Annotated in this window: 8 protein-coding genes; all 8 read left to right on the top strand. The window is 63.7% G+C overall.

Annotated elements, in window-relative coordinates; genetic code table 11:
* Window positions 1-73: 73 nt before the first annotated feature.
* The 8 genes from ACLQ2R_RS30590 to istB all read left to right on the top strand — a co-directional run bounded on the left by ACLQ2R_RS30590 (window position 74) and on the right by istB (window position 13064).
* Entirely contained in the window at window positions 74-2377 is a 2304-nt protein-coding gene (locus tag ACLQ2R_RS30590) for a polysaccharide lyase 8 family protein (RefSeq protein ID WP_425964461.1), read from the top strand.
* Window positions 2378-2981: 604 nt separating this feature from the next.
* A complete protein-coding gene (locus ACLQ2R_RS30585) occupies window positions 2982-3845 on the top strand; it encodes a hypothetical protein (RefSeq protein ID WP_425964459.1) in 864 nt (287 codons plus the stop codon).
* Between the two features lie 552 nt (window positions 3846-4397).
* Window positions 4398-6068 (top strand): DUF7380 domain-containing protein, encoded by a 1671-nt coding sequence (locus ACLQ2R_RS30580; RefSeq protein ID WP_425964457.1) that lies wholly within the window; start codon window positions 4398-4400, stop codon window positions 6066-6068.
* Window positions 6069-6356: 288 nt separating this feature from the next.
* Window positions 6357-7406 (top strand): Swt1 family HEPN domain-containing protein, encoded by a 1050-nt coding sequence (locus ACLQ2R_RS30575; protein ID WP_425964456.1) that lies wholly within the window; start codon window positions 6357-6359, stop codon window positions 7404-7406.
* A 198-nt stretch (window positions 7407-7604) separates the two neighbouring features.
* A complete protein-coding gene (locus tag ACLQ2R_RS30570; protein ID WP_425964454.1) occupies window positions 7605-8861 on the top strand; it encodes a hypothetical protein in 1257 nt (418 codons plus the stop codon).
* Window positions 8862-9111: 250 nt separating this feature from the next.
* The gene (locus tag ACLQ2R_RS30565; RefSeq protein WP_425964453.1) at window positions 9112-10962 is read left to right on the top strand and encodes a hypothetical protein; all 1851 of its coding nucleotides are present in this window, start codon (window positions 9112-9114) and stop codon (window positions 10960-10962) included.
* Window positions 10963-11010: 48 nt separating this feature from the next.
* Window positions 11011-12252 carry an IS21 family transposase gene (gene istA / locus ACLQ2R_RS30560; protein WP_425964451.1) on the top strand — a complete coding sequence of 414 codons (1242 nt, stop codon included), beginning with the start codon at window positions 11011-11013 and terminating at the stop codon, window positions 12250-12252.
* Window positions 12252-13064 (top strand): IS21-like element helper ATPase IstB, encoded by an 813-nt coding sequence (gene istB, locus ACLQ2R_RS30555; protein WP_425964450.1) that lies wholly within the window; start codon window positions 12252-12254, stop codon window positions 13062-13064. The genes istA and istB overlap by 1 nt, the downstream gene beginning before the upstream one ends.
* Window positions 13065-13327: the final 263 nt, after the last annotated feature.

Here is a 13327-nt window from a genome sequence, read left to right as displayed (position 1 = left end):
AGCCGGACCATCCATCCGCATGTCGACTTAGGATCTTTTCGTCTGATATTTGTCCTACGCCGGAAGAGCCTTTATGACCCACCCCCTCAGCCGGCGGTCCGCGCTGCTGAGCGCCGCGGCAGTGGCCGGTCTCGCCCTGTGGGAGCGACCGGCCGAGGCGATCGGCGCCACCACGTTCGACGCCGCGCGTGAGCGGTGGGTGAACCTGCTGGCCGGCGGGTCGTACGACCCCGCTCGTACCGACAGGACGTACACCGACAGAGCACAGGCGCTCGAGGGGTCGGCCAACGCGGTGCTGCGCAAGCTGAGACCCGCCGCCGGCCGCCCGAGCCTGTGGCCCGACCTGCCGCTGTCGAACCCCCGGACGGGCAACTTCAACCGCTCCTACAACCGCATGCGCACCCTGGCACTGGCCTGGGCCACCCCGGGCACCGCCATGCACCACGACGGCCAGGTCGCCCGGACCGCCGTCAGGGCACTGGACTTCCTCTACGAGCACGCGTACCACGAAGGGCTCGACCGGCGGGGCAGCAACTGGTTCTGGTGGGAGATCGGCGTCCCCCGCGCGCTGACCGACACATGCGCCCTGCTGTACGACGGCCTGCCCCCGGACCGCGTCGAGCGCTGGCTGCGCCCCCTGCGCCGCTGGTGCCCCGACCCGGAGCGCCGCGTCAGCCACCCCGGCGTCGTCGAGACCGGCGCCAACCGCGCGGGCAAGGCCATGGCGGTGGCGATGCGCGGAGTGCTCACCCACGACGCCCGCCTCGTCAGGCGGGCCAGGAACGCCGTCTCCGACCTGCTGCGGCCGACACGAGGCCCGGGCGACGGCTTCTACCGCGACGGATCGTTCATCCAGCACGACGTGTACCCCTACAACGGCAGCTACGGCGTGGACTACCTGGAGAGCGTGGCCAAGCTGATCGCCATGCTCTCCGGGTCACCGTGGGAGATCACCGGGATCGACAACGTCTACGACCTCGTGGACCGCTCCTTCGTGCCGTTCGTCTTCGACGGGCTGATGATGGACTGCGTACGCGGCCGGCAGATCTCCGTGCAGGGCCACCGCGACCACCACTCGGGACAGAAGGCGGTCGAGGCCGTCCTCACCCTGCTGGAGACGGCACCCGAGCATCACGCCCGGCGCTGGCGACCGCTGGTCAAGGGCTGGCTCACCCGCAACCAGGCCGTCCCCTACGGCACGCTCGCACCGCCGGCGAGCATCGCGAGGGCCACCGCCCTGCTGTCCGACCCGTCGGTGCCGGTCGGCCCGCGCACGACGGGCACGTACGTCTTCGCCGACATGGACCGGGTCGTGCACCGCCGCCCCACCTGGGCGTACGCGATCGCGATGAGCTCGCGGCGCATCGGCGCCGCCGAGGCCATCAACCGGGAGAACCTGCACGGCTGGTACACCGGCGACGGCATGACCTACCTCTACACCGGCGACCTCACCCACTGGAACGACGACCTGTGGCCCACGATCGACCCGTACCGGCTGCCGGGCACGACGGTCGACACCCGCAGGCGCGCCGACCTCCCGCACGAGCACCGTCGTCTGCCTCCCACCCCGTGGGCGGGCGGCGTGGCGCTCGACGGCGAGTACGGCGTGGCCGCGATGAGACTCGTCGCCGGTGGGTCCTCGCTGCGGGCCAGGAAGGCGTGGTTCCTGCTCGACGACGCGGTGATCGCCCTCGGCGCCGGCATCACCGCCTCCGACGGCCGCCGCATCGAGACCGTCGTGGAGAACCGCAACACCCACGACGGGCATCCGCCGCTGACCCGGGGCGAGGGCTGGATCCACCTGGACGGTGTGGCCGGCTACGCGCTGCTCGATGGCGCCGACGCGAAGGTGATCCGCACGAAGCGCACCGGCCGCTGGCGGGACATCGACAAGGGCGCCACCACCGGGGGTGACGCGTCCCCTGTCACCAGGCACTACACGACGATCCTCATCGACCACGGCGTCGACCCCCGCAAGGCGCGCTACGCCTACGCCGTACTGCCCGACGCCTCCATCACCCAGATGGAGGCCTACGACGGGCGGATCGACATCCTCGCCAACTCCGCCGCGGTACAGGCCATCGCGCGCGACGGCATGATCGCCGCCGTCTTCTGGCGCGCGGGAACCGTCGAGACCCCCGACGGACCGCTCACCGTCGACGGCCCCTGCACCCTGCTGGTCCACCGCGCAGGTGAGCGGGTACGGCTCGCGCTCTCCGACCCGTCCAGGACCGTTGACGAGGTGAAGATCACACTGCCCTGGCCGGTGAAGTCGATCAAGAAAAGCGACCGCAGCGTGCGCAGGGCCAGGACGGCGCTCAAGGTGGAGGTGGGGGGCAGCCGTGGGCACGCTCACACCGCGGACGTGCGCGTCTGAGTGCGAGATGCTTGAAGCGGATGAGGTACGAGATCGACGAGCGAATCGCGTACGGGATCATGACAAGGAGCATCCCGATAAGCTTCCTATCAAGATGCCCCATGCTTCACAGGGGCGTATGCCGCTTCAGGAAAGAACTCTCAGGTCAAGGGGCAGATCGCAAGGTTAGAAGAGTGCCCCGGAATGATTCGAACATTCGACACCCGCTTTAGGAGAGCGGCGGCGGTACGGACGGACTGTGCGGCCTGAACTGCGCAAACGCCTCACGTAACCTGAATCATTTGCAAGATCATCCCGCGCATATCCCGCACTTGCTGTGCTGCATCGACCAACAGTTGGACGTCTATAATGATCACTCCCCTGGGTTGCTGGCCCATTTCTCATTATGTCCTGTCGTCTCTGGCCGCTTCTCGGTACTGTGTCCTCGTTGTACCTGTGAGGCTGCAGGTCGTCGACTTACGGCTTATTTATCTTCGGATAGGAAATGTTCTCGCCGTGAACCATCGACAAACCTCAGGAGCAGTAGAGGTCTCGCTTTCGCTTGCCGTCTCAATCGAGTCAGACATCGATTCGGATGTCCTTTATATTTGTTAAGGTGACGGACATGACTGCCTCCTGGCGTCCGCTTAGGGAGCGCGTAGCTGCACAGGCCGGCGAACGCACGTTAGTTGAAAGCACCCCAGATTACCTGCTGGAGCCGCTTCAACAATGGCTCGCAAAAATGCTCTTCTCCAGCGAAGAATACGACGTCGAAAAGATGTTGCGCTTACGACTCCGTCGACGGGACATCGTCTCAACGGAGGGTGGCAAGAAGATTGTAAGCCTTACCGGCGAAGACCTCCTTGAGGCGATCGACGCCACATTGGATCTGGGCAAGTGGCGCATTGACGAGCGCCCTCCCGGCGTCGAAGGCATAGTGTTCAACTACTGGGTAGCTCTAGTGATGGACCTGAACACCATGCTCAAAGAAGGCGGCTCAGCGTGGCGGGTCAACGACACCCTAGATGGGCTTACCCGGCGGGTCGACGTGATGGTTACCGCGGCCGCTCTTTCCGTCATCAAGGACGCGCCCAGTGATGCCGCCCAACATCTGCGGAAGGCATGGGGGGCGGCATATGGACCTCAACCCGATCCAACTGTGGCCTACAGTGAGGCTGTCAAGGCCGTTGAAGCGGTGGTCATCCCTATGACTATCCCGAACGACGGCATAGCGACGCTGGGCAAGGCACTCGCGCACATGAAAAGCACCCAAGCGAAGTGGAACTTAGCCATCGACGACAAGTCAGGCCAGCCCGCCTCGCTCGAAGCCGTGATTGCGCTGATCGGTCTGCTGTGGCACGGGCAGAGAGACCGGCATGCTGGCCCGTCGATGAAGCCTGCCACTCAGGAGGCCGCGCAGACTGCCCTGCACGCGGCCGTCACTCTGGTCCAGTGGTTCACCAGTGGTGCTGTTCGCAAACAGTCGTAAGAATTTTTCATTGGTAGTAATGTCATTACAGTAATCCAAAGGGCGGTTCGAAGTCGCTACCGCATGTGCGCCTTGACCTCGAATATCGTTCGCGAGCTGTTTAGCTATGCGTGTCCAGGAAGACTCAAACCCCTAACTTGTGATCCGTAGGCAGGGGCAGACGCCTCGTCAACGGGGTCTAAGCCTGATCGGGCGGTAGGTACAAGCCGGTGGTATGTGGTTATGTAAGGCGGGGTCTGCACCTGTGGCCACCCGACCGTCATTAGCACTGGAAGCGGCGCTGCAGCGTTTAAAGGGCAGGCGACGAAGGTATCGCATCTGATTGACTGTGCGGCAATGGAGGTCGAAGCTATCGAGGAGTCCCCAGGGATCATGCCGTACCGGCATGATCCCGCCTGTGTCGCCGAGTTGGCGCGGCTTGTCGATCAAGCATGTGAGGGAGTAGTTCACCTCCTGAAGGTGAGTCTTCGTATACGTCAGCTTGCCGCTACGTGTGTGCCTCCCTTGGACCCGGTAGCCGTGCGGGAGTTACAGTACACTTTCTCCTATCTATTGGAGATCGACGATAGTGGTTCCGCGCAGCCTGGAGCTTCGTTGAGCCCTCTTGATGGCCATTCGTTTTACCCGCGCGCGTTGCGTGATGCTGATGAAGAAGTGCGACTGCTGTGGGCCGACCTGGCGGATGTGGTATCGCATCCAGTGGCAAAGGCACGCTGCGCTGACATTGTGTTTACCTTGCGCATAGCGAAGAACGGCCGAGACAGCGCGGAACGAGCCGCGCGCGCCTACCTCGCCGCCGTTGGCGGTAGTCTGCAACGCAGAGAACAGAGCCTTGGTTTGTTGCGGGCGTGGACTTTGGTGCGCTCGGTCGGCTCCACTGTCCTTGAGGCGAAAATAGCATCAGCCATGGTGGACATGGCCGATGACCTGGTGCTTCGTGTCGAAGATTCCTATGCGGCTGTCCCGTTGCTGGAGGCGCTGACCGCACCGCAACGGAAGGGTAACGCGCCATCGGTAGCCCTTCGAGCAAACGCTCTCCTGGATCGAGCATTGCTCACCTATACCGAGCCGCTCGTCATCAAAAATCTGGCTGCACTGATACGAAAGCGTTCGGCAGGTGATCCTGCGCGCGCCGAGCACGCGAGCCGAGTTGAGATAAAGGCTTTGCTCGCCGAGGCGGACAAGGCCATTGACGGTCTTACCATCCGATTCCATCTCAACGAGGCGGCGTCGACGGCGCGTCAGCTGGGGATATCCGACCTTGAGCGGGTAGCGGTCTCCCGACTACAGGCCGCGCCGCCCGTCAAATGGAGCACGATCAAAACGGAGATTGAATACCCGGCTTTTTTCGTCAACCGCTTCATGCATAGCTACCGATATGCTCAGGGCTGGCGGGATGCACTGGTAGAGTGGTTTTCCACCGACTCACCCAGCGGAAATCATGTCAGCAATGAGGCCGCTGCTAAGGCAGCATTGAACGAATCTATTGTTTTCCGTATCGCGAGAGTTACGCTCTATAGCGGAAATGACCTTCCGAGGAAAGTCGTCACCGGCGATGATGAGGCGTATAAGCAGGAACTCGTCCGGATTGAGTCTACAAGTGTCGGCATCTACGGAACCCTTCTCGCGAAAGCGCTCGACCTAACCCGGGCGCGATTCAGCGTACCCGAGCTCAAAGATCTAGAAACTTTCATCGATGATAATTACCCCGACACTCATCCTGCGCTAGCGCGGACGCTCGCCCAGGCTTTACGGTTGTACTGGATAGGCGAATACGCCGCCAGCGCCCATCTTGCAGCACCCAAGATCGAGGCGGCAGCCCGTGCCTTGCTCCTAGAACTGAACGAGCCCGTCTATCGCACGGCAGTCGGAGACGCAGCTGGGCAGTTCCCTGGGCTGGGAGTTTTCCTCGATCACCTCACCGCTAACGGCTTCGATCCGGATTGGGAACGCTTCCTCCGTACATTTCTTCTGTCAGACGGAGCCAACGTTCGGAACTTCATCGCTCACGGTTTCATGGACGAAACCGATCGGCACACCGCCGCGCTCGTGCTCCGCGCGTATGCATTGCTCGTTCTGATCACGTCTGAGGACACCGTGCGGCGCGACTGCGTAACCGTACGGGCGGCACTGGCCAAACCTCTTCCAATCAGGCCACGCCGGTCATGGTGGCAGCGCACCATAAACGCCGTCCGCGCCGCATATCTTGAACTACGGCGCTGACTGGGTAGGGCCGAACGCGCCAGGATAACCGGGGCGGCGGCTGGTGAACTTCTCACAGGTCTCCTTCTGGGAGCATCTGCCGTCTAAGGCGGTGTGTACATCACCCCACTGGACGTGACCCGCTGTTCGAATCACGAACGCCTGGCACACCTGGCTTTGCGGGTTCAGGTATCGCGGATCATCGTGGACAGCGAAGCCGTGCTGCGAGCCCTCAACTTCCACCAGCATTGAATGCCGTGACTGCTGAAATGGAAGGTCGATCGGTGCCGTCATCGCTATGTTCGTCGCATGACCAGAGAGCGTCCATGGGACGGGCTTCCAGCAGCGACACAGAACGCCCTCGCTAGCGCATGGCGTAACTACGTACCCTCCGAGGCATCAGCTCTGCATGCCCGCTGGTGGCAGTTCGAGACCTGGCTGCGCTCCCTGGCCTACGTCGAGCTTCGCGCGAAGTACGGCAGCAAGTGGCTGGACGAGATCCCCGATAAAGCCCGACGGTTCGCTGAGAACGAGGCGAAGCTGGCTTACATGACCAGTCCCGATGCGGAGCTGATCCTCGCCTACCTCGACCTGGCTGACCTATTCAGCCTCGTCGACGCGAAGTGGGAGCTCTTCAAGGGCTCGTTGATCGAGAAGTCCGCGTGGATGGGCCGGACCCAAGAACTGCGCCAGATCCGGCACCGTATCGGCCACTGCCGCCGGCCGCACACTGATGATCTTGCCCGCGTCGAGCAGATGCTCCGCGACCTCGAGAAAGGAACATTTCGGGCTGTGACGTCTTTCAACGACTGCTACTGGCCGAAGCCCGATCTAGCGGATCCGATCGTTGATGCTTGGGTGCGCGAGGCGCACCCAACAGCACAGCGGCTGATTAAGCATGCTGAGAACCAATATGACACCTCGTTCCGCCTCCACTTTTCCCGCCGCCCCTGGGCGAATCAGTACGAGAAGGGCACTGCTGTAACCGGCCGGGAGGGATACTTCTGGCACGCGACCTTCAGCGTGCGCGGCGGTGCGGATACCGTGCAGTTTTGGAAGGACTGGCACATCCAGGGTTCTCGGGCACAAGATCACATCGTATTCGCTTGCTTTGATGGTCCCTCGAACGTTGACCTGTCGTTTTCGGCGCTAGACGACCCGGTCGTCGTGGCTGACGCGATTGGCGAGTGCTTTGATGCGCTTCTCACGGCAACCCGCTTTAGCTGGGCCTTCGACCTGAGGGACTCACCCGACTCCTGGCATCAGTACTCTGCCTCGCTCGATCCTCGGGTGCTGACCGTCGGCCCATGGCTCGTCGACAAGTCGATGCAGCCCATCACGCTCTTCTCGGCGGGCTGAGGATCCGCGGCGGAATCTGGTCAGTTGCTCTCGGGTGCCCTCAAATGTGGCCAAAGGTCATCGCGGACTGGCTCCGACAGCGGATCATCGACTCCGGCTACCGCGAGCTGGTCGTCCCGGACCCGGGAAACTACAGGCATACGGAATGCCGCCGATCTGGTCTCGTAATTTCCCTCGAAATATGCAATCTTCACCAACGTGACCTACGAGATCATGGAGTCTGCCGACAGCCTCCACGGCCGGCTACAGCGCGGACTGGGCGGAGCCGTACATCAGGCGCTGAAGGAGAGCGGCGCCGGAGACCTCGTCTACGACTGCATCAGTCGAGATCCACGAGGTGACTCCATGGAATCTCGTGGCCTCTACTACGCGCGGCTCGTCGTGGACCTGGGTCTGCCTTTCGACCCGATCGTTACTCATCTCTTCGAGACGGAGGCGACCGGCAACGGGTGTGAGCCGACTTCTCTCGCGATCGACGTGCTGATGACGCTGGTACAGCTCGGGTATCGGCGCGCCGGAGAGCACCTGCATCGCTATGTATGCAAGGGCGCCAACTGGGAGGAAGCGCTGGGCGCGTTGTTCTTCCTCGGTGACCCGACCCTGATGGAGGGGCTCGATGAGATGCTGCTCAGCGAGATCGACAATGACGAGTCGATCCCCGACATCCTGGGGTCACCAGATAACGACGCCATGCGAGCCTGGATCCAGGCTCGGCCTCGTATCGCGCAGGCATATGAGAACGAGCAAGCACATCGCCGGCAGTTTCGGCACCGGCCAAGGCCTTCGCTGGAACACCTCTCCGATGAGGAGTTGTACGGCATAGCGACGGGGACCGGCCCCGCGGTGAACGGCGCGCTCGTGGAGTTGGGGAACCGAGGCGACCTGCGTGCCCTTCGGCTGGTGCAACAGCTGTACAGCAAGAACCCCATCACCCACAGCTCAATCACGACGACCGTGATCGATAGCCTCGGGGAGAAGCTCCTACCCATGGCCCGCGCATGGGTCGCCAAGCCCAACATTGGCATGGAGCACGGCTACCGCATCCTGGCCAAGCACGGCACCCTCGGCGACGCGCCAGCACTCGTGGATGGGGTCACGGCAATTGTCCAGAACGACAAGTGGCCGCGCTCGCTGTTCGCCCTCGTGGACGCGCTGACCAGGCTTCCGGTTCTGGACAGCTTGCCAATCCTGGGGGAGGCCTGGCGGACCACGCGGATCTCCTCACTGCGAAGACAGATCCTCGAAGCGATCCATCGGATCGATCCTTCCTCCGCGGCACCGTACGCGGAGGAAGGATTATGGGACTGCGAGAGTATGACGCGCCGATTGGCTGCCACGCTGACGCCGCTCCACGATGTAACCCTGGAAAGGCTCGCTCTGCTTCGTGACGACCCGGCGGAGGATCTCGACGTTCAGGACGCCGCGGCGGAGCGGCTTGACCCGGCGATCAGGTAGCGACGGCGAGTCCTCCGCCGTCGTATAGGGTACGAAGTCTTATTCCTGAGAATCAGGAACGCGCGCTGGATCGTCGCGTTGGCGGCCCTGGTAGCGCTCTACCAGTACGGCCGTAGAGCGGAGCGTGATTCCATGATTGTCCCCGCAATCCAGGGCGATCTCCGAAACGACATGCAGTGTCCCAGGATGGTCGGGTGACCGTTTCTGCCAGCAGGCCTGGCATCATCATCCTCATCCCTGGAGCGGTTTGATGGAAACAGACGTGCCTGATCAATCCCCAATCCCCGCTAACTCTGCGGACCTCGACTTCCGGTTCCGCGTCGGTGCGAGCGTGCTCACCGAGTTCGCGCGCAGCCATACCGCGGCGGACGTTCTGCGGGAGCTGGTGCAGAACGAGTACGACGCAGGAGGAGCCGAACTGGTAATCGAGTTCGGCTCGGATGCTGTCATCGTCCGTGGCAGCGGGAAGACCATCGACCGTGCGGGGTGGAAACGACTGAGCGTAATGCTCGGCCACGGTCTGGTACCGGGTGCAGCTGACCGTGTCGAGCCGAAGACCAACGGCATCGGGTCGAAGAACTTCGGTCTCCGATCTCTGTTCTTGTTCGGGGACCGTATCCACATCATGTCCGGGGGTTGGTACACGATCCTTGATCGCTCAGAAGGAGCGCTGGCTGCACCGCTGGCCCATCCGGAATCGCGAGCCCAGCCAGGGGTGACCCTTGTGGTCCCGTATCGTCAGGTTGACGATGGGTCACTGCGGGCCTTTGACGAGCGTCGTGAGGCCGAGGCGCTGAAAACCATTGCTGGCGAGCTCGCGCCTACGCTCATCAAGTTGGCGCATCCCGGGCGAGGGAAAAATCTGCAGGCTGTAGTGCTTCGCTCCGTACGTCTTGGGCACGAGTTGCGGTGGCGGCAGTCTGCCCGCGCCGGGTCGTCGGGCCCAAATCTGATAAGGCGGACTGCCCGGCTGCAGGAGCACGGCCTGTCGCTAGGCCACGCGCCTGAAACGATCACTGAGATGGAGTATCAGCATGTCCTGATGCCGCCAGCCGGGCTCCCCAGGCCGAATGTGCCCGGCTACTTCCGGGTTTCAGGAGGCCGGATCCGATTGGGCGTCTCAGTCCGGACTCGGCGCGGTCGCTTGGACCTGCGTACGTCCGGGATTTTCTACTACCCGATCGGTGCCAAGCGGTCGCGGACGGGATTCGTATTCAGCATCAGCGCCCCGTTCGAGATGACCGAGGACCGCAGCCAGCTTGTCGATCCCCAAAACAGCGACTGGAACGCCTGGCTTCTCCAGCAATCCGCCGCGTTCGCCGTTCGACTGCTCCCCGAGCGCCTGTTCGCTGAATTCGGCGCCGAGGCTTTCCTCGCCTTCAACCCGCAGTCTGCCGACTCGTCCACAGTTCCTGTTCTAAGCGAGGAGATTGATCGACTGCTTCGTAACGAGCCGTGCTGGCCGACCCAAGCGACAACAGGCCGCGCAAAGCGACCAGTGTGCACCACAGTCGGGTCGTTGGCGATCCCGGTCAGCCCTGCGCTCGCGACCTTCGCTGCCGACACCTTAGACGCGGAGGGCCTCCTGCACTCCAGCTTCGCCTCGCGGCCAGACGCCCAGGCGATGGCGACCAAACTGGGAGGCAAGGCGTTCACCGTCAACTCGCTGGTCCGCCTGCGCTGCGCTGGCGCGAGTGCAAGGGAACTGGCGACCAAGGTCGATACAGCCACCGAGGTGGCACTCTATTACCCGGGCTTCCCCGACGCACTGCACGACCTCCCGCGCCAGCAACGGTTCGCGGCCGCCCTAGATGCGTGCAGGACCGAACTCAACGCCAGCCACAAGAAAGACCTCTGCACGTCGCCCACAACGCTGACTGGCGCAGGCACGCTCGGCTCGCCGAACAAGCTTTGGCTAGTCCACGAGACGGTTGCCGACGTGATTCCCCGAGACCGGACCCTGCATCCTGAGCTGGCCGATTCTATTGTCCTTGCCAAATTGTGCAGGTCATTCAAGTTCTCTGCATGGGCGATCGAGACGGCGAGATGTATCGAGGATGGGACTGCCTCCGAGCAGGTGTTGACGACGCGCGAACGGTGACCCCCTGGCGACGGCCGAATAGTGACCCCCTTGTAGTCACTCTGGAGGGTGATCAAGGTGGAGGACTGGGCGGAGATCCGCCGGTTGCATCGAGCCGAGACAATGCCGATCAAGGCGATCGCTCGGCATCTGGGCATTTCGAAGAACACCGTGAAACGGGCGCTGGCGGCCGACAGCCCGCCGAAGTACGAGCGGCCGAGCAAGGGATCGATCGTGGACGCGGCCGAGCCGCAGATCCGATCGCTGCTGGCAGAGTTTCCGACCATGCCCGCGACGGTGATTGCCGAGCGGATCGGCTGGGAGCGCTCGCTCACGGTCCTCAAAGACCGGATCCGGGTGCTGCGGCCGCAGTTCAAGCCGGTCGATCCGGCGTCGCGGACCACCTATCAGGCCGGTGAGCTGGCCCAATGTGATCTGTGGTTCCCGCCGGTGAAGGTGCCGGTGGGAGCCGGACACCTGGCCAGCCCGCCGGTGCTGGTCATCGTCAGCGGATACTCGCGGTGGATGACGGCCCGGATGCTGCCCTCACGCACCGCAGGGGACCTGTTCGCCGGGCACTGGGCGCTGCTGTCGGGGCTGGGTGCGGTGCCCAAGACGCTGGTGTGGGACAACGAGTCCGCGATCGGCCAGTGGCGGGGCGGCAAACCGCAGCTCACCGCGGACGCCAACGCCTTTCGCGGAGCGCTGGGGGTGCGCATCGCGCAGTGCCGTCCGGGTGATCCCGAGGCCAAGGGGCTGGTCGAGCGGGCCAACGGCTATCTGGAGACCTCGTTTCTGCCCGGCAGGGAGTTTTCCTCACCCCAGGACTTCAACGCCCAGCTGGCCGACTGGCTGCCGGTGGCCAACGACCGCCATCACCGGCGCATCCAGTGCCGGCCGCTGGATCGGCTGCACGCCGATCTGGCGGCGATGGTGGCGTTGCCGCCGGTGGCTCCGGCCGTGGGCTGGCGCACCTCGACCCGGCTGGCGCGTGATCATTACGTGCGAATCGCCTCGTGTGACTACTCGGTGCACCCGTCGGTGATCGGCCGTCTGGTGGAGGTGGTCGCCTCCTTGGAGGAGGTCACGGTGACCTGCGGCGGGCAGGTGGTGGCCCGCCACCGGCGGTGCTGGGCGCCGCATCAGACCATCACCGATGCGCTGCATGCGCAGGTGGCCGCTGAGATGCGCCGCACCTGCCTGCGCACTGCCACGACCCTGGCCACAGCCGAGGCCCCCGCTGAGGTTGAGGTCGAGCAGCGCCGGCTGAGTGACTACGACGCGCTGCTCGGCATCGAGGGGGTGGCGTGATGGCCGCGACCGGCACGAGCGCCACCGCGACCAGCGGTCGCAACGTCGCGGCCGAGCTGGCTTATCTGACCCGGGTACTCAAGGCCCCGTCCCTGGCGGCCTCCGTCGACCGGCTGGCCGAGCGGGCCAGGACCGAATCGTGGACGCACGAGGAGTTCTTGGCCGCCTGCCTGCAACGCGAGGTTGCCGCCCGGGAATCACACGGCGGCGAGGCCCGGATCCGTTTTGCCCGCTTCCCGGCCCGCAAGGCGTTGGAGGACTTCGACTACGACCACCAGCGCTCTCTCAAACGCGAGGTCATCGCGCATCTGGGCACGCTGGACTTCGTCACCGCCAAGGACAACGTGGTCTTCCTCGGCCCGCCCGGCACCGGCAAGACCCATCTGTCCATCGGCCTGGGAATCCGGGCCTGTCAGGCCGGCCACCGGGTCGCTTTCGCCACCGCTGCCCAATGGGTGGCCCGGCTGGCTGATGCTCATGCCGCCGGCACGCTGCAGGGTGAGCTCATCAAACTGTCGCGGATCCCGGTGCTGATCGTGGACGAGGTCGGCTACATCCCCTTCGAACCCGAAGCGGCCAACCTGTTCTTCCAGCTGGTCTCCAGTCGCTATGAGCGGGCCAGTTTGGTCGTCACCAGCAACAAGCCCTTCGGACGCTGGGGAGAGGTGTTCGGCGACGATGTCGTGGCCGCCGCCATGATCGACCGCTTGGTCCACCACGCCGAAGTCATCAGTCTGAAGGGAGACAGCTACCGCCTCAAAAACCGTGACCTCGGCCGCGTGCCAGCGGCCAATCCCAGCAACGACCAGTAACAATCAAGTACACGACAGGGGTCAGCTTTCATCTGGCGATAGGGGGTCACGGTTCGAACGACGTCGACACCCACCCCCAGCGCATCGGCCACCCGATCCGGTGACATGCCCCCCTCCAGCAACCGGAGGACGAAGACCTTCTCCTCGAACGTCGCTCTGCGACCTTTTCTGGCCATACCCCCAGCATGCGCCCGCCAGAACTCGATCTCCCACCGCCACCCAGCACGTACCAAAACTTATGATCGGCTCAGTAGCCTGATGTG

The organism is Streptosporangium sp. DT93, from assembly GCF_049844535.1.
Taxonomy (GTDB): domain Bacteria; phylum Actinomycetota; class Actinomycetes; order Streptosporangiales; family Streptosporangiaceae; genus Streptosporangium.
The sequence above is the reverse complement of the archived record's forward strand: the minus strand, read 5'-3'. Positions and strand labels throughout refer to the sequence as shown.

Bases quoted from the DNA above. Each gene is read 5' to 3' on its own strand.
- ACLQ2R_RS30590 (WP_425964461.1), top strand. From the start codon at position 74: ATGACCCACCCCCTCAGCCGGCGGTCCGCGCTGCTGAGCGCCGCGGCA.
- ACLQ2R_RS30585 (WP_425964459.1), top strand. From the start codon at position 2,982: ATGACTGCCTCCTGGCGTCCGCTTAGGGAGCGCGTAGCTGCACAGGCC.
- ACLQ2R_RS30575 (WP_425964456.1), top strand. From the start codon at position 6,357: ATGACCAGAGAGCGTCCATGGGACGGGCTTCCAGCAGCGACACAGAAC.
- ACLQ2R_RS30565 (WP_425964453.1), top strand. From the start codon at position 9,112: ATGGAAACAGACGTGCCTGATCAATCCCCAATCCCCGCTAACTCTGCG.
- istB (WP_425964450.1), top strand. From the start codon at position 12,252: ATGGCCGCGACCGGCACGAGCGCCACCGCGACCAGCGGTCGCAACGTC.